Origin of the sequence: Ornithinibacillus massiliensis (assembly GCF_018310345.1) — a bacterium.
Classification (GTDB): Bacteria; Bacillota; Bacilli; order Bacillales; family Amphibacillaceae; genus Ornithinibacillus; species Ornithinibacillus massiliensis.
Genome location: NZ_JAGXBY010000004.1, coordinates 123466 through 150326 on the forward strand (window position 1 = coordinate 123466; position 26861 = coordinate 150326).

Annotated in this window: 25 protein-coding genes, 1 pseudogene and 1 riboswitch; of the genes and pseudogenes, 8 read left to right on the forward strand and 18 right to left on the reverse strand. The window is 36.5% G+C overall.

The window, feature by feature from the left end:
- Positions 1-52: 52 nt before the first annotated feature.
- The 4 genes from KGF86_RS12750 to KGF86_RS12765 form a co-directional block, all read right to left on the reverse strand.
- On the reverse strand, positions 53-433 hold the full coding sequence (locus KGF86_RS12750) for a hypothetical protein (RefSeq protein WP_211742101.1): 381 nt from the start codon (positions 431-433) through the stop codon (positions 53-55).
- Positions 434-484: 51 nt separating this feature from the next.
- Positions 485-985: a hypothetical protein gene (locus tag KGF86_RS12755; protein ID WP_211742102.1), complete on the reverse strand. Its 501-nt coding sequence runs from the start codon at positions 983-985 to the stop codon at positions 485-487.
- An 89-nt stretch (positions 986-1074) separates the two neighbouring features.
- A complete protein-coding gene (locus tag KGF86_RS12760; RefSeq protein WP_211742103.1) occupies positions 1075-1680 on the reverse strand; it encodes a hypothetical protein in 606 nt (201 codons plus the stop codon).
- A 15-nt stretch (positions 1681-1695) separates the two neighbouring features.
- Positions 1696-2280, reverse strand: a complete 585-nt coding sequence (locus KGF86_RS12765) for a TetR/AcrR family transcriptional regulator (protein WP_186868946.1) — start codon at positions 2278-2280, stop codon at positions 1696-1698.
- A 288-nt stretch (positions 2281-2568) separates the two neighbouring features.
- Positions 2569-2667, forward strand: a riboswitch (purine riboswitch).
- A 62-nt stretch (positions 2668-2729) separates the two neighbouring features.
- Between KGF86_RS12765 and KGF86_RS12770 the strand changes: the two genes are divergently transcribed.
- Positions 2730-3926, forward strand: coding sequence for an MFS transporter (locus KGF86_RS12770; RefSeq protein ID WP_186868947.1), 1197 nt, complete (start codon positions 2730-2732; stop codon positions 3924-3926).
- Positions 3927-4338: 412 nt separating this feature from the next.
- Positions 4339-5196: a methyl-accepting chemotaxis protein gene (locus KGF86_RS12775; protein WP_186868948.1), complete on the forward strand. Its 858-nt coding sequence runs from the start codon at positions 4339-4341 to the stop codon at positions 5194-5196.
- A 176-nt stretch (positions 5197-5372) separates the two neighbouring features.
- On the opposite strand, the gene truA is transcribed toward KGF86_RS12775, so the two are convergent.
- The 4 genes from truA to KGF86_RS12795 all read right to left on the reverse strand — a co-directional run bounded on the left by truA (position 5373) and on the right by KGF86_RS12795 (position 9168).
- Positions 5373-6110 (reverse strand): tRNA pseudouridine(38-40) synthase TruA, encoded by a 738-nt coding sequence (gene truA / locus KGF86_RS12780; protein WP_186868949.1) that lies wholly within the window; start codon positions 6108-6110, stop codon positions 5373-5375.
- Between the two features lie 219 nt (positions 6111-6329).
- The gene (gene rlmD, locus KGF86_RS12785) at positions 6330-7718 is read right to left on the reverse strand and encodes a 23S rRNA (uracil(1939)-C(5))-methyltransferase RlmD (RefSeq protein WP_211742104.1); all 1389 of its coding nucleotides are present in this window, start codon (positions 7716-7718) and stop codon (positions 6330-6332) included.
- 167 nt (positions 7719-7885) lie between these two features.
- On the reverse strand, positions 7886-8449 hold the full coding sequence (locus KGF86_RS12790) for a TetR/AcrR family transcriptional regulator (RefSeq protein ID WP_186868951.1): 564 nt from the start codon (positions 8447-8449) through the stop codon (positions 7886-7888).
- Positions 8450-8451: 2 nt separating this feature from the next.
- On the reverse strand, positions 8452-9168 hold the full coding sequence (locus KGF86_RS12795) for an MBL fold metallo-hydrolase (protein ID WP_186868952.1): 717 nt from the start codon (positions 9166-9168) through the stop codon (positions 8452-8454).
- A gap of 212 nt (positions 9169-9380) precedes the next feature.
- Between KGF86_RS12795 and KGF86_RS12800 the strand changes: the two genes are divergently transcribed.
- From KGF86_RS12800 to KGF86_RS12810, 3 genes are read left to right on the forward strand one after another with little or no spacing between them, the layout of a single operon-like run.
- Positions 9381-9758, forward strand: coding sequence for a GntR family transcriptional regulator (locus KGF86_RS12800; RefSeq protein ID WP_211742105.1), 378 nt, complete (start codon positions 9381-9383; stop codon positions 9756-9758).
- Positions 9755-10639: an ATP-binding cassette domain-containing protein gene (locus KGF86_RS12805; RefSeq protein ID WP_186868954.1), complete on the forward strand. Its 885-nt coding sequence runs from the start codon at positions 9755-9757 to the stop codon at positions 10637-10639. Before KGF86_RS12800 ends, KGF86_RS12805 begins: the two co-directional genes overlap by 4 nt.
- Positions 10623-11405, forward strand: coding sequence for a hypothetical protein (locus KGF86_RS12810; protein WP_186868955.1), 783 nt, complete (start codon positions 10623-10625; stop codon positions 11403-11405). The genes KGF86_RS12805 and KGF86_RS12810 overlap by 17 nt, the downstream gene beginning before the upstream one ends.
- 38 nt (positions 11406-11443) lie before the next feature.
- Here KGF86_RS12810 and KGF86_RS12815 read toward each other — a convergent pair whose 3' ends face one another.
- The 4 genes from KGF86_RS12815 to KGF86_RS12830 form a co-directional block, all read right to left on the reverse strand.
- Positions 11444-11950, reverse strand: a complete 507-nt coding sequence (locus tag KGF86_RS12815; RefSeq protein WP_186868956.1) for a DUF1648 domain-containing protein — start codon at positions 11948-11950, stop codon at positions 11444-11446.
- Between the two features lie 766 nt (positions 11951-12716).
- Positions 12717-14504 carry a metal ABC transporter solute-binding protein, Zn/Mn family gene (locus KGF86_RS12820; protein ID WP_211742106.1) on the reverse strand — a complete coding sequence of 596 codons (1788 nt, stop codon included), beginning with the start codon at positions 14502-14504 and terminating at the stop codon, positions 12717-12719.
- Between the two features lie 204 nt (positions 14505-14708).
- Positions 14709-15596, reverse strand: a complete 888-nt coding sequence (locus KGF86_RS12825) for a phosphotransferase (RefSeq protein ID WP_211742107.1) — start codon at positions 15594-15596, stop codon at positions 14709-14711.
- Positions 15568-16821, reverse strand: coding sequence for an aminopeptidase (locus tag KGF86_RS12830; RefSeq protein ID WP_211742108.1), 1254 nt, complete (start codon positions 16819-16821; stop codon positions 15568-15570). Before KGF86_RS12830 ends, KGF86_RS12825 begins: the two co-directional genes overlap by 29 nt.
- A gap of 128 nt (positions 16822-16949) precedes the next feature.
- Between KGF86_RS12830 and KGF86_RS12835 the strand changes: the two genes are divergently transcribed.
- Complete coding sequence (locus KGF86_RS12835; protein ID WP_211742109.1) at positions 16950-18167, forward strand: MFS transporter; 1218 nt, start codon at positions 16950-16952, stop codon at positions 18165-18167.
- 85 nt (positions 18168-18252) lie between these two features.
- Here KGF86_RS12835 and KGF86_RS12840 read toward each other — a convergent pair whose 3' ends face one another.
- Positions 18253-19005, reverse strand: coding sequence for a FixH family protein (locus tag KGF86_RS12840; RefSeq protein ID WP_246521540.1), 753 nt, complete (start codon positions 19003-19005; stop codon positions 18253-18255).
- Positions 19006-19343: 338 nt separating this feature from the next.
- Here KGF86_RS12840 and KGF86_RS19685 point away from each other — a divergent pair.
- Both KGF86_RS19685 and KGF86_RS12850 read left to right on the forward strand, forming a co-directional pair.
- Positions 19344-19931, forward strand: a pseudogene (locus tag KGF86_RS19685) (cytochrome c oxidase assembly protein); the annotation flags it as partial.
- 284 nt (positions 19932-20215) lie between these two features.
- Positions 20216-20491 carry a cation transporter gene (locus tag KGF86_RS12850; protein WP_246521543.1) on the forward strand — a complete coding sequence of 92 codons (276 nt, stop codon included), beginning with the start codon at positions 20216-20218 and terminating at the stop codon, positions 20489-20491.
- A 58-nt stretch (positions 20492-20549) separates the two neighbouring features.
- On the opposite strand, the gene KGF86_RS12855 is transcribed toward KGF86_RS12850, so the two are convergent.
- From KGF86_RS12855 to KGF86_RS12875, 5 genes are all read right to left on the reverse strand, one after another.
- On the reverse strand, positions 20550-21998 hold the full coding sequence (locus KGF86_RS12855) for an Msr family ABC-F type ribosomal protection protein (protein ID WP_211742112.1): 1449 nt from the start codon (positions 21996-21998) through the stop codon (positions 20550-20552).
- Between the two features lie 661 nt (positions 21999-22659).
- Complete coding sequence (locus KGF86_RS12860; protein ID WP_211742113.1) at positions 22660-23235, reverse strand: GNAT family N-acetyltransferase; 576 nt, start codon at positions 23233-23235, stop codon at positions 22660-22662.
- A complete protein-coding gene (locus tag KGF86_RS12865; RefSeq protein WP_211742114.1) occupies positions 23229-24218 on the reverse strand; it encodes a phosphotransferase enzyme family protein in 990 nt (329 codons plus the stop codon). The genes KGF86_RS12860 and KGF86_RS12865 overlap by 7 nt, the downstream gene beginning before the upstream one ends.
- A gap of 831 nt (positions 24219-25049) precedes the next feature.
- The gene (locus tag KGF86_RS19595) at positions 25050-26060 is read right to left on the reverse strand and encodes a copper resistance D family protein (protein ID WP_211742115.1); all 1011 of its coding nucleotides are present in this window, start codon (positions 26058-26060) and stop codon (positions 25050-25052) included.
- Between the two features lie 81 nt (positions 26061-26141).
- Positions 26142-26729 carry a copper resistance CopC family protein gene (locus tag KGF86_RS12875; protein ID WP_211742116.1) on the reverse strand — a complete coding sequence of 196 codons (588 nt, stop codon included), beginning with the start codon at positions 26727-26729 and terminating at the stop codon, positions 26142-26144.
- Positions 26730-26861 lie beyond the last annotated feature (132 nt).

Here is a 26861-nt window from a genome sequence, read left to right on the forward strand (position 1 = left end):
TCAAATGGGAGTAATCTAGCATGAATATTGATTACTCCCATTTATCATCTAGTTAGAATTCTGGTTCAAATCCTCTCTTAATACAAGCTTCACGGGGTTGGTGGACTTTTATTGCCCGCTCAGAAACTACCCGATAGTCTACTTTTTGTTTAAATATCTCAAAAGAAATCATTCCTGTTGTACAATTCAAGCCGATGTTCATGACATAGCCCCTCCCAATCATACCTTCATTGGATTGGTCTAGTTCATCAAAATTTATTGGTTCACCTGTATAATCTTCATATGGGGCTTCATATCCCCCTTTTGTACGATCAAAATTACGTAGATCTGAGATGAAGCCTCCAAGAAGTAACACGAACACTATAATACCAAAGTATAAAAATGCCTTGCCTAGATAACTCGTCACCTTACGCATGAATTTAGAAGTACTCAAGTCTAGCAACCCCTTTACTAGATTAATTGAAAACCATTACGATAAATCCGATTATAAGATGACATCACGTACTGCTCTCCTCGGACTTGGATGTGTTTCCTTTAATGGGTAACCACATCGAAATGTAAATATCCCTTTCCAAGATGCATCTCCTACGATATTCTTTAACTCTGTTCCGAAATGTTCCGATGTACCAAGTACTAGCTCACGATCAGCCATCTCGTGTACTTGATTTAGAGGTTGCATCCCGAGCCCAAGCTTTGTTCCATATAGGTGAATTCTTTGCCATGCTCTACCCGCTCTTGCAAGTTGTTCTTTGTCACTAGAATCTCGTATTGAAACGATTCCATAGGTTGCAGCAGTAGCCGTATGAACGCTCTCTGTTGAGGATAGCCAAAATTGATCATTCCGTTCATGTGACATAGGGGGTAATATTTTACCAAGCATCCGTATCAGAAAGGAACTCCCCTGTGCATCCAAGGTAATCCCATCTCGTTGTTCTTGAATATCTTTCCAATTTTCTTTAAACCATTTATTAGTCTCTGCACTCATTTCCTCATCAGCTATGATGGCTTCTGTTGCTTCTACTATTGAATCTCCTACTTTTTTCTTTTCCTCAGTTGATGTAATCCAGGAAATTTTTACTTTTTTCTCATCTGCAATAGATTCTTTATATCTGCAAGGATTGATTTCGAAATCTGTCGGTCCGTATCATATTTCCCTCTATGTGTATGTCGATGTGGAATTTCTTGGTATAATGGAGAATCTTTTTTTGCACCCGGTGTAAGGTCTATACGAGCAATACAGTCTGGTTCAGTAATACTAGGCTTATAGATTAATTTAGGATTATAACCATGTGCATTTGCAGATAACATCATATTCTCAATGGCACAACCGAGACCGATAAACATTTCTCTTCTCATTGGATCAAATGCTCCAAGATTTCTGCTCTCATCTGCATATATTTCTATAAACGAATCTGTTACTTTAAATAGCCATGGTTGTGTGTTATGTGGATTAGAAGCTAGGATTGCATCGTTTACTAAGGCAAGTGGACCAGATTCTAGATTATCCTTACTACTATTCCAAGCTTCATAAGCAGGTCCCTTCCCCGTACTAAATACCCCTTGATCTATCATTCTCCATGCTAATCCTGCAACGGAAATGACAAGAACAGCACCCCCTAATCTCTTTAGAAAAACTCTCCTCGATAGCCTTTCAAACTCTTTGTTCTCCTGTATATTCATCTACTTTGCTCCTTCTCATTTTATGTACGGCTGAATAACCATCATAATTAGTTGAATGCCTTCTTCTACCTTCTCTTCTGAAACTTCCTCATCATTTGTTTCCAGAAAAGCAAGCCAATAGTTACTAATCATCCAGCTAACTTTTAATAGGGAGTCCATTTGCGATTGATCCTGCTGTAAATTCAAGACACCAGATGCTAAAAAATACTGGAAAAAATTCCTTTGTTCCGACATACGTTGTTCTTGCATTCGTTGATGTCTGTCTTTTAATAGCGGATCAATCTTCATCAATACAATAAGCTCTCGATAGAAGAAACGGTATTTCCACTGTAATTGAAAGGTAAGTCTAATTATTGACTTTAAGTCTTCCAGGGTAGGCTGCCAATCAGGACTTGGAACCTGCCAAACCATGTCCCATTCTTGAATCATTCGGTCTAAAATCGCTCGAATAATTTCCTCTTTGTTCTTGAAATGATAGTATAAGTTTCCTGTACTAATTCCGAGTTCTTTAGCAATATGATTGGTTGAGACAGAACTAGTTCCCTCCTCATTGAACATACTAATAGCTGTCTCTATAACCTTTTCTTTCGTCTTATTCAACAATATTCCCTCCACATCAGAAATAGAGTAAATACTCTAATTAACAGATTAGAGTATTTACTCTATTTTGTCAAATGAAATAGGGAACTAAAACTTCCGGTAAACCTAAATTCTCCTCAGTAATACGTTGTAATTCGTCGGATGTAAGCAGATGACTAATATTGATTACCGAAAACAATTTGCCTATAACAGGGCTCTTTAACTAGTTCGACGTTTGTTAATGGATTCACAGCCAAAAATTTACTACTTGAAAAATTAGACAATAGCTAGTAAACTGTTCAAAGTGCTCACTTATAAAAAAATATTACCTGTATAACCTCAGAATATGGCATGAGGGTCTCTACCAGGAACCTTAAAATCCTGATTACAGAAAATGAATCATTCATTTTTTGTAATCAGTTTTTTTATTATCTAAAAGTAATTTTCAACAGAAAGGACGTAAACAGAATATGAATTTAAAAGTTTTTATACTAGCATTATCCACTGTAGCTGTTGGACTAGTTGAATTAATCATTGGCGGAATACTTCCAACAATCGCAAACGATTTAAACATCTCATTAAGCTCTGCTGGACAACTAATCACGGTTTTTGCACTTATTTATGCTATATCCGGTCCGGTGTTACTAGTTATCACTAGTAAAATGGAGCGAAAGAGGTTATACCTTATATCCTTATCGATTTTCTTCCTTGGGAATATCATGACCTATTTCAGTCCGAATTTTACCTTTATCATGATTGCAAGAGTTTTAACCGCTATGAGTACAGCACTTATCGTGGTACTGTCCTTAACCATAGCTGCAAAAGTTGTTTCACCAGAACACCGAGCAAAGGCTCTTGGTCTCATTTATATGGGAATTAGTTCGTCGCTTGTCATGGGAGTGCCACTAGGAATTCTGATTTCCGACAAATTTGGATGGCGCATTATTTTTCTTGGGATTGCTATTTTATCTATCGGTTCCTTTGTCCTCATTTCCATCTTTTTGGAGCGCTTATCCGGGGAAAACACGGTTCCACTTTCACAGCAATTAAAGGCAGTTAGTAGCTTAAAAATAGGCAGTGCACATCTTGCAACGATGTTTATGTTAGCAGGACATTACACACTTTATGCTTACTTCACTCCTTTTTTAGAAACAGAACTTCAGCTGAATTCCAGTTGGATCAGCATCTGTTATCTACTATTTGGAATTGCAGCGGTAAGTGGCGGAGCATTCGGAGGGACACTGTCAGACTCGATCGGAGCACCAAAAAGCATCCTGGTAGTAATCATTGCATTTGCTGTAGTGTTATTTCTATTACCATTCACTACGTTTTCACTTATTGTATTCATACCGACTATGATGATTTGGGCGGCATTAAGCTGGAGTCTAGCTCCACCACAACAAAGCTATTTGATTCAAACAGACCCTGCTACGTCTGATATTCAACAAAGCTTTAATAATTCAGCACTACAAGTAGGTATTTCTCTTGGGTCAGCATTTGGTGGTATCGTATTAAGTCAAACTGAAACTGTTTCTCATACATCCTGGTTCGGTGGCATCCTTATTATTATCGCTTTAGGATGTGCAGTCTTTTCTTTAACAAGAAAAACAGTAGGTAGAGATAATGCGAATTTGTCTGTAGATGCGTCGAAGCAAGTACATGAATAGTTATAGATGCTTTATAACTAATCGTTTTTTATTGTATTTATATGGAAAATCAAAAATAGCACCACTCTAAATTACTTTGGAGTTGGTGCTGTTTATATCAGAAACTAGTTGAATCATTTCTCAAAATACCAGTAACAACTTACTATTCGTCTATTCTTTTATTACGGCTTTTGCAATTAATCTAATGGTTACTAATCATTCTCTCGCAAAAATCAATCTAATAAAAGAACCAACTTAAATAAATGTTATTATCAAATTTAAAGACATGACTCATTAAAATAAGAAACACAATATATATTATTTTAGAATTTCAACGTTATACCGATATAAAATGGGTGGTTTCTAGACATCTTTAAGAATATCTGCAAACTACAGACACAAGAACTTTTACATACTAAGGGAGATTAAGATTATGCATGAAGTAAAGGTAGAAAATGACTTATTAAATGCTTTTGTGAAAATAGCTCCATTTCTAAATCATTTAGTACAAGATGATATTACAGTAGGAATTTATGATACTGAAAAACTTATTATCAATATTCCTGGAAAAACATTTTCGCTAAATGTAAATGCAGGGGATCCATTAACTGAAGGGGATATCATAACCAATGCCATTAGAAAGAATGAGCCTATGTCAGCGATCATTCCAAAAGAGATATTTGGATTTCCCCTTATTGCACGTGCGATTCCACTTCATGACGAGAGTGGGCATGTCATTGGAGGAGTAGGACTTGGAACAAGCCTTGAAAAAGCAAATAAGTTATTTGAGATGGCTGAAAGCTTTTCCGCAATTGTAGAGCAAACAGCTTCATCAATTGAGAGTATAAATGGTTCTATTTCCAAGTTAGCTAATCGAGTGACTGAAATGACTGATCAAATGAAGGGTGTAAGTACTAGCGCAGAGCAAATTGACAAAATTTCTTCGGTAGTAAAAAAAATATCAGATCAAAGTAATTTACTAGGATTAAATGCTTCTATTGAGGCAGCACGTGCTGGAGAAGCAGGAAAAGGATTTTCTGTAGTAGCTAATGAAATCCGTATGTTGGCAGCTAACTCGAATGAGAATGTAAATTATATAAACGAAATCACCAGAAATATACAGCAACTACTATCTAAGTTAGATCTTTCTTTTAAAGAGATTCACTCCCTTACTGGTACGCAAGCAGGGGCCTTACAAGAATTTTCAGCAACCATCCAAGAGATGAGCAAGAATTCACAAGACTTAGCACTATTAGCTGAAGCTTCTTTAAGAGCAAATAATGGTGAATAGTCATTGAAAAACGAAAAAGCGTCTAGTCAATAATAAATTTTGGAATATATGGATTGTTATATCAGATTCATTTTTGCTTTTCACCTATACATATAGTGAAGCAGTAGATCCTATATTAGGATCCTGCTTCCGATAAATTCTCTGCTTTAAAGTTAATATAAAAATAAGGTAAGTCCTTAAAAACCAACCTTCTTCAAATACAACCCCTCGGCATCCGCCATACGACCTGTTTGGATTCTTTCTTTTGATTCGAGAATAGTTGGTATGGTAGCAGCATCTTTTTGTCCTAAACCAACTTCAATTAACGTTCCGACCATTTTTCTCACCATATTGTAAAGGAAGCCATTGCCTCGTATTTCGATTTCGATAAAGCCTTCGTTATCCATTATCTCAAGTGAGTAAATTTCACGAACCATGGACTTTTTCTTCGACTTTGCATTGGAATAGGAAGTAAAGTCATGCTTACCTAGAAAATATTCAGATGCTTTTCTCATTTTTTCGATATCAAGCTTTTCCGGCACATGCATACTATACTTTCGCATAAAGGGATGTGTATAAGGCATGTTCCAAATCTTATACAAATAGGTTTTATCTTTAGCATTATAGCGTGCATGAAAACGATCATGCATTAACGTTACATCCACCACGCTAATATCATGAGGTAGATACCTGTTTAAATAATCCATTACTTCTTCTTCGGTTGCATTTTTATGCATTTTAAAATTAGCGATTTGCAAAAGAGCATGTACACCTGCATCCGTTCTTCCAGATCCAATGATTTCAATCTTCTCTCCTGCCAACTCTGTTAATACATTTTCTATTTTCCCTTGAATCGTATTGTCGCTATTACCAAGTCGTTGCCAACCCTTGTAACGGCCACCATCATACTGAATCGTTAATTTATAATTGTTCATTGCATGCTTTCTCCTTATTATCTTTTGATATCTTCTATTATGACATAAGAATCCCACAATAAAAAATTCGTCTGCACGAAACGTTAACTAGGTGTAATTAAAACTAAAAATGTGATATTTGGTAATCTATTGTTCATTCCCTGTATAATAGATATATGAAATAATAAAAAACCTCCCAAAAGGAAGGTTTAAATTAGACATGGTTCTTCTCTTACTTAATTATTTTCTTGTAAGTAGTGCTACGCACTCCACATGCGTCGTATGTGGGAATAAATCAACCGGCTGAACCTCTACTAGTTCATAACCAAACGGCTCCAGTTCCTTAATATCAATTGCAAATGTATCTGGATTACAAGATACATAGACAATACGTTCAGGTTGAGCACGACCAATTCTACGCATTACTTTTCCACCAGCACCAGAACGAGGTGGGTCTAATAATAGAAGCTCAGGAATCCCAAAGCTCTCTAGCACTTCATCAATTCCACGTCTAGCATCTTTTGCTAGGAAGTATGTGTTCGAGATTCCATTATCCTTCGCGTTACGTTTAGCAGATTCAATCGAAGTTTCGACTATCTCTATTCCCGCTAGCTTCCCAACTCGGCTAGCAAATGGAAGGGAGAATGTACCGACACCACAGAATAGATCAATCATTTTTTCTGTTTCTCTTGGTTTCCCCATTTCTAGTGCCAATTCGACTAGCTTTTGCGCCTGTGTTGGATTTGTTTGGAAGAACGTATCAAACCAAATACGGAAGCGATAATCTAGCATCTCATCATAAATGAAGTCGCGTCCTGCTAAAATATGGGACTCTTCTGCTTGAGTACGGTCACCCCAGTCGGTATTTTTAAACCACATTAGGCTCTTTACTTTAGGGAAATTGGTAGTAATTCTGTCTTCCAAATCTTTCGCTGCCACTTCTAGTTCCCCAGTAGGACCCTCCGTAGCAAATAGACCTAACATAATTTCACCAGTTGCAAATGACTGACGAACCATCAGATGGCGTAGTAAGCCTTCATGGGTATCCTTATCATAGCCTGATAATTCATGAGCTTTAGCCCAGTTGGCAACCTCCATTGTAGCTTCTACCATATCCTTACCAGCAATTAGGCATGTTTCTAAAGAGATAATCTTTCTCCAATTGCCTAATTCGTGAAGCCCTAAATCGCCTTCCTTAGAAAACGTAAACTCCATCTTATTCCGGTAATGATACGGATTGTCCATGCCAATGGTTTCATGAACAAGACTAGAATCAAATCCTTGCTGTTCCAAGACTTTCTTTACATGATTTGTTTTTTCATTTAATTGCCCTGTATAGGTCCAGTGCTGCCATACACAACCACCACATCGTTCAAAATGCGGACATGGAGCCGCTACTCGTTCTGGATGTTCCTCTACAATTTCTTCCGGCATAACTCTAGTTCTTCTTCGGTCTGGCTGTCCCACTGTAACACGTACCTTTTCACCCGGTAATGTTTGTGGTATCGTAAGCTTTAGCTTTCTAGGATTTACCTTGCCAATATCCCGCCAAACAACCGCTCGACCCGAACCTTTTTTATCTAAATCATTTATTTCTGCAATATATGTTTCACTATTTACTGTCGTCAAGATTGTTTCCTCCCCTCACAGTCATTATCTATATAAACACTATAGTATCAATCTTAACAGTTCTATTTCTTTACATACTTTCCTATTATAGCGGATGAGAACTTAATTGGGAATTCCTATATGTATTTTAAAAGCCTGCTAGAAAAAAATAGCAGGCATATTCCGTATCATTCCGTTTTATTAAGACCAGTTAAAAATACCCTAATCATATAATGTAAACTATCATTTCGTTCAATAGGCATACCAAATCCACCCTTTTGTTCTAGTGAAGAAAAGCCGTGCAAAATACTTCTAAATCCCCTCACCGCATGGATGACATTTTCCTCTGATAATGAATAGGTGTGAAATAGTGTAAGAATGAGCGTAAGTATTTTATTACTTTCTCTTTCTATTTCTTCATCCTTAGGCTTTGGTAAAGCAATCGTGTATTCGTACAATCCAGGGTGCTCTCTTGTAAACTGAAGATAGGCATTAGCTATAGCAAATATGGCCTCATCCCCAGATTTTTCTTTTGTCGCATCGTTCATTCTTTTAAAAAGTTTTTTCACTCCGAGAAGGGATAGCTCCCTTTTAATCTGGGGCAGCCCCTTTACATGGTTAAATAGTGATGGTGGGCGAACAGATAGTTCTCTTGCTATACCCGATAATGTCACTGCTTCTGTTCCTTGGTTATCTGCTATATCAGCAGCAGTCTGAACTATCTGCACTATGTTAAGTCCTACTCGCGGCATCATCAGGCTCCTTTCTCTATTTGACTTTCTGCCTCATTAATCGCCTTTTCTAAATTCGGACCTGGATTTTCAATCATGTCTCCATGTCCCACAGCTAATAATGTAGGTTCTCTTGACATAATCTTCCTTGCACTTTCAAGAGCAATTTCTTTGTTCCATGTGCCAAAAGCAGGAAAAGGAAAGCTCCACACTAATTGTCCTCCAACAGCCATCCTTCCACGAGTTTGTAAAGCATCTCCTGCTATAATTATCCCATGTTTTGAATCGAGTAATGAGATGGACCCCGGTGTATGTCCAGGAGTAGCAAGAACTTCGAGCGATCCTACTCGATCACCTTCCTTTAACAGGTGGTCAGCTTTCGTCGTTAAACCTTTTGGAACTCCACCTTTAATTGGCATTTGTGGTTCATCTCGATCCAATGATACATCTCCCCTTAGTAATCTACTATCCCTTTCTGATATGGATACGATTATATTAGGAAATGTCTGCTTCAATTTATCCAAAGCCCCAACATGATCCCCATGTGCATGAGTTAATATAATATTGGTTAATGGCTTATTCAGTTCTTTAACCATTTTAACGATCCCTTTATAACTACCTGGGATACCAGCATCAATTAACGTAAGCTCGTTTTCTTCCTCATAAATATAACAATTAACTGGGAAAAAACTCGGTAAAACCGTCAGTTGATATAGATTATGATACCGTATAACTCTCATCCCATTCTTCCTCCTCATACCTTCAAATTCATGCCTAAACGAAAAACTAATACCATTAGTTTTAATGTAGTTCATTATCGCATCTTTTGCAAGCCTAATTTTGTAAATTTCGCTTAATCACTATTGACAGATTCCAATCCCACTATTATAGTTATATACATGACTATATAACCGTATTAGGATATAACCAAATGAAGATAGTGGGCGATAAAATGAGCAAAGCTTTTGATCAAGATAAACCGATCTATATCCAGATTCGGGAAAAAATTGAAGATCAAGTCATTAATAAACAGCTTAAAGAAGGGGAACAGGCTCCTTCGACCAATCAGCTAGTTAACTTCTATAAAATTAATCACGTCACCGTAGCCAAAGGTGTAAGCCAGCTAGTTGATGAAGGAATTCTCTATAAAAAGAGAGGGATTGGAATGTTTGTTGCAGAAGGAGCAAGAGAAAAACTTATCCAAAAAAGAAAAGAATCTTTTATCGAAGACTACATTATCAAGCTCGTACAAGAAGCAGATAAACTTGAAATTAAAGAAAGCGAGATCATCAGTTTTATTAAAAAAGTAAAAGGTCGTGATAAAGAATGAATGTAAAAGTCGATAAGCTTAGTTTAGAGTATGGGAATTATGCTGCCCTACAGGATGTATCATTCGAGTTAACAGATAAGAAAATCTATGGACTTTTAGGACGAAATGGAGCTGGAAAAACTTCTCTACTATCTATCCTCGCCTCATTTCGTGAACAATCCGCTGGCTCCGTTACAATTAATGGTGAGGCACCATTTGAAAATGCCTCTATTATGCAACAGGTTGCCTTTCTTTACAACAAGGACTATAAGGATGAAACAGATAGTGTCAAAAAACTATTAGATGGCGTTGAGCGATTTCGTCCTAACTTTGATCGTGAATATGCCGAATACCTGGTGAAACGATTTAAGCTCGACCAGAAGAAGGCTATTAAAAAGCTCTCTAAAGGAATGCAATCCGCTGTAAATGTGACCATCGGACTCGCAAGTAGAGCACCACTAACCATTTTTGATGAGGTGTATTTAGGAATGGACGCACCTTCTCGGGATATATTTTATAAGGAATTGCTTGAAGACCAAGAAAGGCATCCAAGAACCATTATCCTTTCCACCCATCTTGTTTCAGAAATGGATTATTTATTTGATGAAGTACTGCTATTGCATGGAGGAAAAATCATGCTTCACGAGAATTACGACGAGCTTATTTCTAAAGGGGCAAAAATCACTGGTAATGCGAATGTTGTGGATGACTTTGTTCAATCGAAGCAATCGATTCATGAAGAGCGCTTAGGGGGTACCAAAGCTGTTACTATCTTGGGAGAACTTTCGGGAGATGAGCGAAGAATTGCATCAGATAAAGGGATAGAAATTGCACCAGTAACACTTCATGAGTTATTTGTGCATTTAACAAAGGAGGACGATGTATATGAAACAAAAAGCTAATTATCCTAAAGTTGCTTCTGATATGTTTATGGCTCTGTCGTCTTGGACATTTGCACTTTTAGGAGTAATGCTTATTGTCCAGATTATTAAAGGAATATCTCTATATATGAACGGCAACGAATTAGATACGTATTATAATGCTGTATTTGTAGCTGCTGGTATTTATATGTTTGTCATTGGAATATTGACTACGTTCTTTTTAGCCTATTATGTGGAAAATGGTGTGACGAGAAAGGATTACTATAAAGGTGCCTTACTCTCTTCAATTGGTTTATCCTTTATGATCCCAATAATTACATTAGTTATTTCATCATTCCTTCAGTTCCTATTAACGAGGATGGATATATTCACATTTAAAGCAGCCGAATTTAATACGTCTGCTTTAGATGTAGAGGCTCATATCGTTAGTGATATTGTACTGACATTTATTTTATCTCCTTATGTAGATCCATCGAGTAACTGGTTCCTATCCATTCTAGTTTATGCAATTAATATCTTTTTTTACTATTTAATAGGCTGGCTCATCGGTACAGGTTTTTACCGATTCAATACGATTATTGGTTTAGGTACTGTTTTCATCGGGTTAGTCATCATGATTATTAAGGACTCCCTATTGCGTACTTCACTGGAACTACCAATCCCTGACCGGATAATTACTACAGATTTCATTCCCGCTAGCATGTCAGAAATTGGCCTGATTGTCTCAGGATTGGTCTTGATTATACTAATCCGTTATTTCACTAAAAATGCTTCTGTCAAAATATAACCTGATAAGATCCCTTCTCTACTCTTAAAGAAGGGATCTTATTTTATCTTTCGCTGTCTCATAATACCTACCGCAATTGGAATCGCAGTTAATACGACTAACAGTGGTAAAAATAATCCACCCATACCGTTCGTCCAGTCTAATGCAATCGATATGGATTCGAATAATAGTACTGCCAATAATAGTAAACAACTATTCTTAAGCTGATTCAGCATTTGCCTGCTAACAAGGTAAAATTGTGCAGCATTGGATTCATTAAAACGCCTTGGATAATTGTGTATCTCTGGAAACTTCTCGAACAACTGCATCATCAAAAGTAAAAATCCACCAACAATCGGTAAAATTAATAGTTCATACTTCTTTCCCCAACGATCTACCTCACCAAATGCATTATAATGAGCCGGAACCTCGTCTGGTAGGGAAGGCCAAATCGCTACTAACAAGATGATTGACCCAATATATGCAGAATATCCAATAACATCAAAAATCCATTCCGATTTTGTTTTTGCTATTTTTATTTTCGGACGTTTTCCGGAATCAGCCATTCCATCCACCCCTATACAATTTATGGATTCTACCTTTACATACGTAACAGTTCACAGGAAGTTTCAGAAAATTTTTGGGTTCCCTGACTTCTTCTTTCTCTCAAAAAGGGCACCGATGCTCTCTCTGTTTCCTTTTTCCGCTTCATTCTCTCAAAAAGGTTACTGACGCACTCTCTCTGTTTCCTTTTTCTGCTTTATTCTCTCAAAAAGGTTACTGACGCACTCTCTCTGTTTCCTTTTTCTCCTTCATTCTCTCAAAAAGGTTACTGACACACTCTCTCTGTTTCCTTTTTCTGCTTCATTCTTTCAAAAAGGTTACTGACACACTCTCTCTGTTTCCTTTTTCTGCTTCTTTTTCTCAAAAAGGTTACAGATACACTCTCTCTGTTACCTTTTTCCACTTCATTCCCTCAAAAAGGTTACTGACACACTCTCTCTGTTACTTTTTTCTCCTTCATTCCCTCAAAAAGGGCACCGACACATTCGTTGTTAATGCAACACCTAGCATGAACAGAATTAATCCTAATACAATAAGGTTATCCAAACAAATCACCTTGTAATTAACCATGTATCCCTCTCCTGCTACCGATTATTACTATTATTCTAACATAATGCGAGTGGTGAAATTTTGGCTCCGTTGCTTTCCCAATAGATATTCTTAACCTTCTCAAATACACTAGCATAATTTCTTCTAGCAATAAAAAAACTTCCCTGATTCTTAAAGGAAATCAGGGAAGAGATAATTCATCTTGCTTATTTTTACTTATTATTTAGTAACTTGATCTAATACTTCCAAATTACGTTCCATTAATGAGATATAGTCTTCTCCATTATCAATATCTTCTTGTGTTAGAACCTCAAGATTATGAATAGTTATCGGAGTTGCGCCAATCTCTTTTTGAACAACTTCTGATAATTTATTCGAGCTGTTTTGTTCAAATAGAACGTAATCTAAATTATGCTCTTTGGATTGATTAATAATTTCTGTCAATTGCTTTTGAGAAGGCTCCTCAGCTGTAGACAGTCCATGAATAGCAATTTGTTCAATTCCATATCGCTCTTCCCAGTAACCAAAGGCAGCATGGGATACGATAATCGCTTTGTTTTCCTTCTTAGATAGAAGGTCAATGAAATTATTATCTAAATCTGTTAGTTTTTCTTTTAATGCCTCAAGATTCTCATTGTACATCTCTTCTGCATCTGGATTCATTTCCACTAACTGATCTTTAATAATTTCTGCAATTTTTATCATACGTTGTGGATCAGTCCATATATGAGGGTTGTGATCTCCTTCATGGTCATCAATTTCTATCACAACAGGTTCTGATTCTGCAACAACCTCATGATCGTCACCGTAAAATACAACCTTGATTTGCTGATCTTTTACTTCAGCTTCACTTTCATAATTCTCAGAAGTTTGCCCTTCTACTTCTACCCAATCTTCTTCACCTGGATTTAGAACAAACCAATGTGTATGGTCATAATCTACTCCGTCTGCAAGGATAGCTGTTAGTTTAATAGCGTCACCAGTATGATAATGCCCTAATAGGCCATCTATTTCAACATTTCCTGTTGCATTACTTGAGTCTCCATGCTCATGGTCTCCATCATGGTCATGATTATGGCCATGATCATCATCTCCATCATGGTCATGGTTGTGACCATGTTCGTCATCTCCATCATGGTCATGGTTATGGCTGTGGCCATGCTCGTCGTCTCCATCATGGTTATGGCTGTGGCCATGCTCGTCGTCCCCATCATGGTCATGGTTGTGGCCATGTTCGTCGTCTCCATCATGGTCATGATCATGGCCGTGCTCGTTGTCTCCGTGATCATGGTCGTGACCATGGTCATCTATTGCTATCGTTACAGGTTCTGACTCTGCAACAACCTCATGATCGTCACCATATAGTACAACCTTGATCTGTTGACCATCTACCTCAGCTTTCCCTTCAAAATGATTAGATGTCTGACCATCAACAATCTCCCAATCTTTTTCACCAGGATTTAATGCAAACCAATGAAAATGATCTTCGTCTGTATCCATATTAACGACTGCTGTTAGAGTAATAGAATCATCGGTATGATAATGGTCTGATAGCCCAGTAATCTCAATAGGCTCATCACCGTGATCATGATGTCCGTGATCGTGGTCGTGGTCATGACCGCTATGGAATAGTTCATGATAACTACCCATCTCTATTAATTTTACAGGTTGATTTTCCAAAGCTTCAGCAATTGAATCGGAGAAGCTTTCCATTCTAGATCCTAGATAAATGAATGCATCACTGTCTGCTATATCGATAATATCTTTTGATGTAGGCTCATATGTATGAGCATCTGCTCCAGGGGGATAAACGGTTTTTACAGTAGCAGTATCACCTGCAATTTCTTCCACTACATATTTAAACGGATAAACAGATGTGTATATGGTAAGCTCTGAATCTTTCTTGCCATCAGAATCTTGTTTACTATTATTATCATCCGCTGATGAACACCCTACAATAAATAGAGTAATAAATAATAGCATGAGTATTGATTTTACATACTTCATTTCTCAATCTCCCTTTTTAATGATTTGAACAATAATACTATATCGTAATGATTACGTTTTGTAAATAGTAACGATTACGATTTATTTTTTATTTTATAAACATACTTAACATTGGGGTAATCGATTCCTTAATCCTGTATTCTTTTTATATTTTTTACTCCCGTAAGAAACAGCCTATCAAATAAAAAAGCACTTTCCGCCTAACTAATTAGCAGATAAGTGCTTGAATACTGTTTCTATTCTGGTGCATTTTTTCATCATGAAATGTATCGCATGATTCGTTCGTTCATTTATTCCTTGTTGAGCTAATAAAGCAACCATTCCTCTTGTAAACCATAAATGAAAGCTTTCCCTAAGAATGGCATTGTTCCACTGTTGAAAGTTCGATACATACCCTTTCTTAAATTGGCGCACCTGAAGGAATAGTTGTTCATCCCCTAAGCTCCAATTTATCGTGGAGGAAAGAACAGCGCTAATATCAAAATGGTTATTTCCTCTTCTTACTTCTCCAAAATCAATTATATAGATATTCGACTTATCAAATAGCAAATTCCATTTACCTAAATCACCATGGATATAGCAATTGTCCTTATGATTATACCTTAAACATTGCTCTACTAATTTGGTTAGCTTTCCGCTATATTCTGTTGCGTCAAAATTAGGATTTAATTTTACTTGGTCCCACATACGCTCTAATGGAAAGCGATCCTCCTGTGAAAATAATCCCTCTATTTTCTGTACTCTAGAATGAAATATAGCTATTGTTTTCCCTAATTCAAAGAAGTTAATGTTGTCTTTTTCCAGTAGATTAGGTATTTCTGTCTGAAGGTTATAAACCTCATTATTAAGCTTGATATAGGGAGCATTATCCTGATTCAAAATTATGATGGATGAAAGATTATCATGACGTAATTCCTGCGAGATTTTATATTCTGTAATAGCTTGTTCTACACTCTTAACTTTTCTAAGAATATAGTTTCCATCAGCTGTAACAATTCGTTTTGCATTTGAGCTTATGCCACTTTCTATCTTGTTTATTTCCTCTATTGAAGAGATTCCATATTCATTTCGTACTATTTCCTTTAGATTCATAGCTTTCCTCCTTGATGCTAACCCATGTTCCTTCCTTCATAATCAGCATCTTCTGTCCATTCTTTAATTTCCCAGTGACTGTCATATCATTACTACCAATCATTAGGTCTAGATGGACACTTGACTGATTAAATCCGACACTTTCTTTTGAGGAATATGAGTTGGTAATATTCTCTTCATAAGCATTTCCTAACGCTAAATGGGAACAAGCATTTTCATCAATTAATAGCTGGTAAAATGGGTGATTGATTTGATTAATTGGAGAGAATTTATCTACTAGTGCAATCTCTCCTAATCGATTAGAACCACTATCTGTATGAATGAATTTGGAAATTAATTCTGTTGCCCCGGAAGTATTAAAATCAATTACCTTGCCTTCTTTAAAATATAATGTCAGCTCATTAATTAACTTGCCATATAGCATAAAAGGACGAGTTATTTTCACATGCCCATCCACCTCATACTTATTCGGCATAGTGTAGACTTCTTCTGTAGGGATATTGCTAAGAAACACCTTTCCATCCTTTGTTACATTCTCTCCCCCACACCAAATATGATTATCCACCAGGCCAACTGTAAGATCTGTATTTTCGTCCATAAAGTGTAAACTTTTTATCGCTATGCGGTTCAACCAATCCGTATGAAACTTAAGAGACTGATTATGTATCTTCCAACTCAATAGTGGATTTTCTTCATTGACTCTACAGACCTTAAAAAGCTCTTCCCACAACAATTCATATGCGATATCTGGTGCTAATTGGGGATGAATAGCCTTTGCCCACCTATAAGATGCAACTGGGACAATCACCCATTTCACGTAATTACTCATACCGATTTTCTGTGTTTCCGCCATCATTTTAGAACGGATTGTTTGATATGCTGCAATTTTATTAGCATCAATATTGTTATCAACACCATTAAACGACAGTAGATTAATTGAATGATATCCATTCCGCATACTCTCTAATTGATAATCTGCTTCAAATTTAGGGAAACTTATTAATGCTTGATTAGTCCCATATTGATACCGTGATATTTCGATTTCTGAATCTCTATAAATCGTTCGAACATCACTAGCACCTAACTGATACGCTTTGGAGCTAATTCTTCTAGCTAGTTCAATACCATTTTCATCAAAAAGAATGAGTACTTTTTCCCCCATATTAATTTTCAATCCAAATTCCAATATGACCGTTGCATAAGAATCTAATAGCCGAGAATCCATTACCAACCACCTTCCTTCACACTTTGTTCACAATTAACAATTATTTCAATAAATTCAATAAAAAGCAATGAGAACTTTATGAATAAAAATTATTATCAATTTAGATAGAGAAAGCGGGGAGTTAGACAGTGAAATTCAATCTGGCAGTTTGGAAGCATCCTGTTATTCTATTATCCTCAGTTGGGATAGCAGGAATTGGGGACTTTATCTATTTAGTAGCAATTAATATTTTGGTCTATCAAATGACTGGATCAGCAGCTGCTGTGGCAGGTTTATGGGTTATCGGTCCAGTTGTAAATGTATTGACTAAATTTTGGACCGGTAGCTTCATTGATTTTAGAAGCAAACGTAAAATTATGATTGTTACTTACATAGCAAGAGCCATTTCTATTTTTTGTATTCCCTTTTTACCAAGCATATGGTTAGTCTTTTTGTTCTTAGTTTTCTTAGGCATAGCGAAATCTTTCTTTACTCCTTCATCCATGACGTACATAGCGCAATTAGTACCGAAAACCATTCGCAAGCGTTATAACTCTATACAATCATTGACTACCTCTGGTGCATTTATTATTGGGCCAGCAATCGGAGGGGCTTTGATTTTACTTTTGGGTGTAGACTATACCCTTCTTATTAACTCTTTAGCCTTTATCATGGCTGCAATATTATTGAGTAGATTACCTGATAAGGAGACACATGAGAAAGGAAACACGCCAACTTTATCCTTCGCGCAAATAAAATCTGACTGGATTATTGTCATTCAATTTATCAAGGAAAACAAGTATATTGCCTTTATCTATTCTGCCTTTCTTGCAACGACCATTTTCTCTTTTGCTATGGATGCGCAAGAGGTCGTTTTTACACAAAAGGTGGTAGGCTTGTCCGAAATGGAATATAGCTTACTCATCAGTATTACGGGGATTGGAGCAATTGTCGGTGCTTTCATTGTTACTCTATTCTCTAATAATTTATCTATCCGATACTTAATAGCAATTGGAATGATGATGGAGACGGTTGGCTATCTGCTTTACGCTTTTTCTTGGTCATTCCTTTCTATTACCGTTGGGTTTATGATCCTTGGATTCTTTAATGCATTTCTAAATGCCGGTATCACCACCTTTTACCAAAACAATGTCCCGACTGAGATGATGGGGAGAGTGACTAGTATGTTCCAGTTGTTCTTAAGCCTGCTTCAGATTGTTTTTGTGTTAATGGTTGGAGCAATAGCTGATATTATACCGTTAAGAATAACTATTATTACTTTAGCAGTCGGTATGCTGATAATCGCTTGCTTGGTTATTGTTAGTATATTTTTACCAGCGAAGAAGCTGTATTTTAAAGAGTCGTAAAGCGAATAACTTGTAAATGATAAAAACACGTGAAAGCCCCTTCGTTTCGCTTAATGCTTTCACGTGTTTTTCTTTCATCATTCTATTATTTTACTTCCACCGTGTATTCCTCATGCTCATGTAGACCTTCATCATTCTCAACATGAACTACAATCGTGTATGTTCCTTCCTTATCAAAAGAGTGCGAACCCTTATACTCCCCTGAAGCGGGTTCGTTTGCGTCAACCCACGCATACTCTTCCGTACCGTCTCTGTTAATTTGATAACGAACTGTTGCACCTTCAAGAGGTTCATCATTCATCACCAAATGTAAAGTCAGATCAATCTCTTTATTAACTTGCACATCTTCAGGCTTCATAAAATGCATCGTAAACCCTTCTACATGACTGGAATGATCATGATTATCATGTCCTTCCCCATGCTCCTCATGAGCTGTAGCATTACCTTCGCCAATTGTAATCGATTTTTTAGGCATTATATGCACCATTCTAGCTGTGGTATGAGCATATATTTCATAAACCCCATCCGCTTCAAAGGTTACATCTGCCGTATATGTACCATCGTCATTGTTTTTACCTTCAACCGTTGTCGTCTCTTTCTCATTTCCTTGTATCCAATACTCAAATTCCACTTTATCCGCATCTTTCACTAATTCATCACCATATGTAACGATTGCCTTTAATTCTACTACTTCCCCTACATCCGCATGCTCAGGTAGCTGAAAATCAACGTTAAGTGCTTTAACTTCCTCATCAGCGTCAGTCTTCTCCCCATTATTGCCGCATGCAGCTAAAGCACCTACAAGTAATATCATGAGTAAGCCTATGTATTTTTTCATCTTCATTTCCTCCATCACCCTGCAAATTAGACAGGGTCATTCTCTCACTTATTTAGTATCATTTAAATTACTAGCTATCCTTTTTAAACACGATACATTTTATCTTCTTTCCCACCTGTTATTCTGATTGACAATTAATTACCTCTAACAGAAATGTAACAGTACTACAGCTAATATTCAACCTATTGTTGTGAATAAAGTGTGAATCTATTGTCTAAGCATGAAACCTTCTTCATTATATCTTCATGATGAGACTGAATGGATGAATATAATGAGCAATTTCCAACATATATTGTAGGGATAAGTAGCTGATACACTACAACATGAAGGGTGATTTCATGTATTATGATTTTTTACTATTGGGGCATTTGGTATGGAATCTTCCATTACTCGTACTTCTTATCGGTATCTCTTTCTTGTATTCTTATCTAATAAAACGATATACAGATGTGAGACTATTTAACAAACAGCCTATTTTCTTTTTCTTATCCTTATGTCTAATCTGTCTCATACTAGGTAGCCCTCTATCCGCTTTCAGCCATCTTTCCCTTAGTCTGCATATGATTCAAATGAGTATATTATATTTTATTATTCCTCCATTACTATTGGTAGGAATTCCCCCACAGTTATTTGCACGAGCTATCCGAACTTCACTGTTACAAAAAATAGGAAAACTATTTCTCACACCAAAATTAGCCCTCATGTTATTTTCCGCTTTATTTTTACTATATCATTTACCTTTTCTTTTGGAGTATCTTTCTCAGGCTCCTTTGATTCAAAGCATATATTTATGTATCCTGTTTATCCTTTCCTTTAGTTTGTGGTGGCCGATTGTTTCACCTGATCATAGGCAGAGACTATACAAGAAACAAAAGAAAAACTTCATTCTCCTTACCATGTTAATGCCTATGCCCGCTTGTTCACTATTTATATTGAGTGCCTTTATTGATGGTGTCCAAAATCCTTACCTGAATCAGCTAGCAGTATTGCTATGCTTACCAACCAATTCCAATTCCCTAGATTTACTGGCGTCCCCTTTTCACTCAAAGTATGATCCATTAGTAGCAGGCACTCTAATGATAGGTATACATAAATCCGGTATCATGCTTTCTACTCGACTAGTAAAGAAATGACTTTCATTAAAATTACATTTCATAAAGTTCGTTTCCGGACAGTAGTATTTAATATAGGTAGTTAGGAGAAATTCTACATGATGGTAAAGGTGGTGAATTACAACATGCAGGAAACAGTTTACATAACCATAACAGGAATGCATTGCCCTGATTGTCCTAAAAAAGTAGAAAGATCGCTCACGAAATTAAATGGTGTAACCGAAGTAAACATTAACTATCAGACAGAAAGCGGCAATGTCACGTTCCATAACCAGGTAACAAATATCGCTGAAATCATCAATCGAATTAAAAAAATGGGTTTTGAAGCTAAATTTGTTCGAGATGAATCGGAGGCAACGATCCAAAGCAATTAACTGTGAGCAAGTAACCATAAAGAAGGAAGCCCTCTACATGGACTTCCTTCTTTAATTTTTATATAAGCTTTTTATCAACAATCTCAAATTGTAAGTCGGCTACGTTCTGAATAAATTGCTTATCATGGGATACGAAAATAATTGTTCCATCATAGGAACCAACAAACCGCTCCAATGCCTCAATCGCACGAATATCTAAAAAATTAGTTGGCTCATCTAGTAATAGAACGTTATACCTTCCAAGGAATAAATGACAAAGCTGTAGTCGAATGGCTTCCCCACCACTTAGTATATTCACTTTTTTCTGGATATCATTTCCTACAAATCGCATGGAATGTAGTACACTTCTTAAAAACCCTTCCTCATAATCCGAACGATTTTTCAAATACTGCAGTACAGTTTCATCCGATGAAAATTGGTAGCTCATTTGATCGAAATAACCAAACTTTACTTTAGGTGAAATAGTTAAACCTTCTTCACAATTCCTTATATGTTGTAATAACGTACTTTTTCCACTTCCGTTTGGTCCTGTGATAGCAATCTTCTTTCCTAGTGGAAGTTGAAAGCTAACTTCTTCTAATAGCTTCTTTCCACCCGCAGAAATTGTTAGCTGGTCCGCCATTATCGGAAACTTATTATGCAACTCCAATGCTTTGGATGAATGAAAGACTATGGATTTCACCACTTGAACAGCGTCTACTTCCTCTAGCTTCTCCATTCGCTGTTCTATTGCCTTTGCAGCACGTGCAATAGCTTTCTGACTGGTTCCTTTTGACTTGGTCATAAATGTCTTGTTAGGCTTTGCATTTGCTTCCCTTTTTGTCATTTTACCTGGCTGATCAACTTTACTCGCCTTTTTCATTTTTTCCTTAGCAGCCTTTTCTAATCGGGCCCTTTCCTTCAAGAACTGTTCATGAGCTTGGTTTTGCTGTTCCCGTTCAAGCTGTTTTTGCGCAGCATAGTCTGTATAATTACCAGAATATACCGTTACCACTCCATCCCGAATCTCCCAAATAGTCGTTACTAGTTCATCTAGTAACGCACGATCATGACTAATGAGTACTAAGGCTCCGTAATAATAACGTAATTCCCCGAGTAAATAGGCAATCCCTTCCTTGTCTAAATGGGTTGTCGGCTCATCCATTAGTAAAGCTTCATAATAATGAGTAAAAAGTTGAGCCAATTTTAATCTTGTCTGTTCCCCACCACTTAATCGATCCTCTTGTTTAGGAATGAGTAATTGACTAAGTAACTTAGGATCTGCTTCAACATTTTTAGGTGCTTCTAATTGTTCAAAATAACCAGACTCTACATACCGCTTCGCTTTTCCCATTGTCGGTTGAAATTCGCCAGCTAATAGCTTTAATAAGGTGCTTTTTCCTACACCATTTTCTCCGACTATGCCAATGCGATCAAATTGATGGACTGCTAGTCGCTCAATCTTCAAAATCTCCTTATCTAAATAACTCACTTCTACATTTTCTAATTCAAAACAAATTTGCTCCATATTGCTACCTCCCGAAATTTTTTATAATTATTTCGTATCGATAGCCTGAATCGATACGAGCTTTATTAATTACAAAGCTCGTATATTAAAAGAATAGCAGTATTTGCATGGCTTCTTCCTCCTATGATTTCTTTATTAGAAAAACTCGCATTAACTCATTCTTTAGCAATGTGTTAATTTTTCTTTTACTGATGACTCTAAATGCCTATCTGCCAATGAAAAAAATCACAGACATCTGCCTGTGATTTTAGAGTAAAAGGGAATAGCTAGCCTCTATTTCATTTTTTCTTAAAACCATACCTAACTGATCCCTAAACTATGCAAAGGGACAACAAAAAAGAAAGGCAGAAAAATCCGCCTTCCCTCATTTGGTACAACTATATGATGAAGATTATAAAAAAGGACAGACTACTCCCAATTTACTCTGTTTCACAAAACAGAGTCTTTGACCGTATTAAATTACTGGTTCAAAGTTGGGAAACGTAGTCTCACTGAATACACTTTTTTATAATCCTCCTTAACGTTCGATTTTACAGTTAGTATTATAGTTAGTTATGGCAGGAAAGTCAAATCCCTGTATACATAATAATCATCATCACGTTACTCATAGTAAGAAAAATACATGTCCTTTCATTGCAGGAAAATGTTATGACCTAATTACTCATAACCTATATTCTTGTTGGAGTATTCCCATGTGAATCGTATCATGCCAACTACCCTTACGATATATAGATTGTCTACTAACCCCTTCTTTTTTAAAACCTATATTACGGTAGAGATGAATTGCTCTTTCATTAAATGAAAATACTTTTAATGATACGCGATGTAAATTCATTTCTAAAAAAGCGTAATCAAGTAGTAACGTTAATGCTTCTTTACCATATCCCTTACCCCAGTAATCCTTTTCACCAATATCGATAATACATTCTGCATTTCTATTCTTCAAATCGATATTAATTAACGATGTTATTCCAATTGCCTTCGTACTCTCTCTGTCCTCGATTATGTAGCTTTTAGAAGAATGGGGCATTACTATATTTCCTTCAACAAATTCCTTTGTTTCTTGTAACGAGTATACATCTAATGCTGGATTTGTTGAGATCATAACCTCCATATCATTTCGCCAAGTATGATACAGTTCTATATCCTCTACTTCCATTTTCCTCAGTTTTACTCTTCGCGATATAAACAAATTTGATTTCCCCCTTAGTAAAGATGAGATGAGATTAGTCAACATGAATAATCTTCAACGATTCTATCGATTTGTAAATCTATGAAAGAAATATCACTTTCAATTTTTGCCTTCATATTATTCAGGATTTCCCTTGTTTTACCATTATTTCTTTGCTCTTCACTTAGGTATTTCGAAAAGTACATATAAGAGTATATTTGTCTAAACGTTAAAAGGAATGGGATTTTTAATAGCCATTGAGGATCCAGTCGATTTTCCCTAGTATATCCGTTCAAGAAAGAACGGAGAAATACTATCGCAAAATCCTCTCTTTCTCTTACATTATCATCACTAACCGTCTGTAAGGCATGATACAAAACAATAGCTATATCATAGACAAACCAATGATAAACACAATCACCAAAGTCGAATAAGATGATATCTTGTTCGTACAAATAGAAGTTTTTATGGTGTAAGTCATGATGGATCATTCCGTAAGAATTTTCATCTTTTGGTAGTTTTTCAAGCTCATTAATATACTTATTCCATTTACATTTTATCTCTTCACTTACATCATTTTCTTCTAGAAAAAGTGATTCGCTATTCCAACTCCTTTTGTACGTCTTAGGCTCAAACTGTTTAGATAAGGAATGTATTTTTCCCAATGTTTTACCCCAAAGATAGAATGTGTTGGTATTCCAGTCCCTTTTGTCAGATACGTTTACAAACTTCCCCTTAGCTTTCTCAAATGCAATTATCCAGCATTGTTCTTTATTACTCATCTCAACCACCTCTAATAGGTTTCCATGAGAAGAAGCTATAGGAGCAGTTACCTTCATTCCAGATTGGTGTAAATATAAAATCCAATCTAATTCTAACTCAATCGCACTTTTTTCATATGTCGAGCTTAAATAGAACTTTAAAATAAAGCTATCTCTACCGTTATCACATTCAAACACATTGTCTGAAAATCCCCCGACCAATTTTAAATCAGACTTCTGCATACCATACCGACTAGCGCCAAGGGATAAGAGCTTTTCATCTATCATTATCACCACCTCATGATTACTTACGATTTTTACCAGATAAAGTTTCAAATTATTTAGATAATATTATGTTGTATTAGAATAACTACCATAAACATTCCACTCTATTAAAGGAAACGGATATCTGTTTCCTTTTTTGCCTTTCCTTTCTCATGAAGGTCACAGAGATGCTACCTCTATTCCCTTTTTTCGCTTTCCCTCTTCATTTGGGGCACAGAGATGCTCTCTCTATTCCCTTTTTTCGCTTTTCCTCTTCATTTAGGGCACAGAGACCCTCTCTCTATTCCCTTTTTTCGCTTTCCCTCTTCATTTGGGGCACAGAGGCGCTCTCTCTATTCCCTTTTTTCGCTTTTCCTCTTCATTTAGGGCACAGAGACCCTCTCTCTATTCCCTTTTTTCGCTTTTCCTACTTATTTACGTCACAGAGAAGCTCTCTCTATCGCCTTTTTCTGCTTTCCCTCTTCATTTGGGTCACAGAGATGCTCTCTCTATTCCCTTTGTTTGCTTTTCCTCCTCATTTGGGGCACAGAGATGTTCTCTCTGTTCTCTTTTTCCGCTTTCCATCTTCATTTGGATCACAGAGACGCTCTCTCTGTTCCCTCTTTTCGCTTTTCCCCCTCATTTGGGTCACATAAGCGCTCTCTCTGTTCCCTCTTTTCGCTTTCCCTCTTCATTTGGGTCACAGAGGCGCTCTCCTTTCCCATTTCGGTAACAGACACCCTCTACCTGTTTCATTTTAGGAAAAATCACATTCCAACTAAAAAAAGACCTCGAAATCGAGATCTTTTTTGGAGAAAAAGTTCATTTTTCACTGTCTTATTTCGTTTACTAGGCTTAGCGAACCACAACCGTTAGCATTAACATGAAATATAGACTCGTCACAAATAAGCCACTAAATAGCAGAGAGATAATGATCGATGCTCTCTTGTAGAACGTCCATAGCATTAATACCAATAAGAATACGGATAGGAATAAGAAATAGACTGTATTTATACTACCAGCAAAACCAACTGTGCTACTAGCATCGATGACACCAGGATGAAATAGTCGAAATAATGGTGACACTCCTTCATCTGATAAATAGTTCCCATGTGGTGGTGATTGTTGTGAGTAGATAGATGTAATGGTAAAAATAATGAGTAATATAAACCCTTCTAAACGTACCCATGGGATAGGATTGAAATTAGAATTCTTTGTTATGGCATATTTTACGATGATTCCATTCCCCAACGCATAAAAAATAAGTGGTATTAGGAATAAGTGTTTAATTAATAATCCCTGCCCGTACGGTACCATCCATGAGTCAGTGTACTTACTTACCATGATATCCATTAAAAACAAACCACTAAGTACTGTCGCAACTAAACAGCCAATAGCAACGACTGAAAACCAGCTTAAAAATGGTAGCCAGCGCTTATAGTTAAGTGAACACCAACCAACCACTAATACAATTCCTACCCAAATACTAACCGCCATTAAATGAATAAAGTCACTAATAATACCTATGATGGGATCTACAGCACCAGCATGGCTAGACCATGCAATGGTAACAATCACACCAGATGTTATGGCTAAACCCAAATATGCAAATGCACTTTTCTCAGTTGGTTTAGCCATCGCAATTAACAGAATTAATAACATAGATCCAAGAAAAGTAAAAATCCAAGCAGTTCCAACTGTATATGTCGTTAAAACGATTTTGAATGCCTCTACTAAGCCTATACGTGGAGCTATATATAATATGACATCAAGTACTGGAATAAAAGAGATTACAGGTAGTGAAATGGCACTTACCTGTAAGAATCTCTTTTGTATTTTTATATCTGGACGGTATTTGTTAGGCACTAATAAAAGAATAAAACTCCCTACCAAAACGGAAAAGCACAGATATAAGAGTACCTTACTAATTATTACTACTACTTCCATCTAATCTCTCTTTCTTCTTGTAAGGACGACTAAACCGCCTGCCACTATTGCAATTAGTAGAATAATGATGACAATAGTAGTAGAAGATAATCCTTGATTCTCCTCATTGTCTGAAGCCACAGATTCTTGATTGTCAGTTGATTGTTCAGATGAATCTGCTATCTCATCATCCTCATTTGCTTCTGTTGATTCGGACGGTTCTTCCGCTAGATCTTCACTTTCCTCCGTTTCTGGCGCATTTACCGAAAAAGTAAACTCCCCTTCTACCGGATGGCCATCTGCACTAACAATACTCCAATTCACTTGATATTCGCCATTAGGTAATGGATTAGCTATCGTAGCTGTTAATGAGTTATCCTCTATCGTAATCTCTTCTAAATCAATAGCTTGCCCATCTATCGACGATAATTCGATAATACTACCTTGTTCAACTCCACCATCAAAATCGAGTACAATGTTATCCAAGGCCTCTGTTACAACCTCTCCATCAGCTGGATTAGAACTTTCTAAGTGTGAATGTGCAAACACACTATTCGATACAGACATGACTAAAAAGAACACTATTACGGTAAAAAATATACGTTTCAAAATAATTCCTCCTTAAGTTGTGTTACTATACGTTATAATACAGATTATTAATAACCTGTACTCGAAAATATTATATATACAATAGCACGAATAACATAATACCTCCAAAGAGTGATTTATCATACCATAACG

Bases quoted from the DNA above. Each gene is read 5' to 3' on its own strand.
- truA (WP_186868949.1), bottom strand. From the start codon at position 6,110: ATGAACAATTATAAATTAACGATTCAGTATGATGGTGGCCGTTACAAG.
- KGF86_RS12755 (WP_211742102.1), bottom strand. From the start codon at position 985: ATGAGTGCAGAGACTAATAAATGGTTTAAAGAAAATTGGAAAGATATT.
- KGF86_RS12850 (WP_246521543.1), top strand. From the start codon at position 20,216: ATGATGGTAAAGGTGGTGAATTACAACATGCAGGAAACAGTTTACATA.
- KGF86_RS12830 (WP_211742108.1), bottom strand. From the start codon at position 16,821: ATGGATTCTCGGCTATTAGATTCTTATGCAACGGTCATATTGGAATTT.
- KGF86_RS12855 (WP_211742112.1), bottom strand. From the start codon at position 21,998: ATGGAGCAAATTTGTTTTGAATTAGAAAATGTAGAAGTGAGTTATTTA.
- KGF86_RS12820 (WP_211742106.1), bottom strand. From the start codon at position 14,504: ATGAAGTATGTAAAATCAATACTCATGCTATTATTTATTACTCTATTT.
- KGF86_RS12815 (WP_186868956.1), bottom strand. From the start codon at position 11,950: ATGGCTGATTCCGGAAAACGTCCGAAAATAAAAATAGCAAAAACAAAA.
- KGF86_RS12795 (WP_186868952.1), bottom strand. From the start codon at position 9,168: ATGAGAGTTATACGGTATCATAATCTATATCAACTGACGGTTTTACCG.
- KGF86_RS12760 (WP_211742103.1), bottom strand. From the start codon at position 1,680: ATGAATATACAGGAGAACAAAGAGTTTGAAAGGCTATCGAGGAGAGTT.
- KGF86_RS12810 (WP_186868955.1), top strand. From the start codon at position 10,623: ATGAAACAAAAAGCTAATTATCCTAAAGTTGCTTCTGATATGTTTATG.
- KGF86_RS12770 (WP_186868947.1), top strand. From the start codon at position 2,730: ATGAATTTAAAAGTTTTTATACTAGCATTATCCACTGTAGCTGTTGGA.
- KGF86_RS12775 (WP_186868948.1), top strand. From the start codon at position 4,339: ATGCATGAAGTAAAGGTAGAAAATGACTTATTAAATGCTTTTGTGAAA.
- KGF86_RS12865 (WP_211742114.1), bottom strand. From the start codon at position 24,218: ATGATAGATGAAAAGCTCTTATCCCTTGGCGCTAGTCGGTATGGTATG.
- KGF86_RS12860 (WP_211742113.1), bottom strand. From the start codon at position 23,235: ATGTTGACTAATCTCATCTCATCTTTACTAAGGGGGAAATCAAATTTG.
- KGF86_RS12800 (WP_211742105.1), top strand. From the start codon at position 9,381: ATGAGCAAAGCTTTTGATCAAGATAAACCGATCTATATCCAGATTCGG.
- KGF86_RS12840 (WP_246521540.1), bottom strand. From the start codon at position 19,005: ATGAAAAAATACATAGGCTTACTCATGATATTACTTGTAGGTGCTTTA.
- KGF86_RS12825 (WP_211742107.1), bottom strand. From the start codon at position 15,596: ATGAATCTAAAGGAAATAGTACGAAATGAATATGGAATCTCTTCAATA.
- KGF86_RS12790 (WP_186868951.1), bottom strand. From the start codon at position 8,449: ATGCCGCGAGTAGGACTTAACATAGTGCAGATAGTTCAGACTGCTGCT.
- KGF86_RS12805 (WP_186868954.1), top strand. From the start codon at position 9,755: ATGAATGTAAAAGTCGATAAGCTTAGTTTAGAGTATGGGAATTATGCT.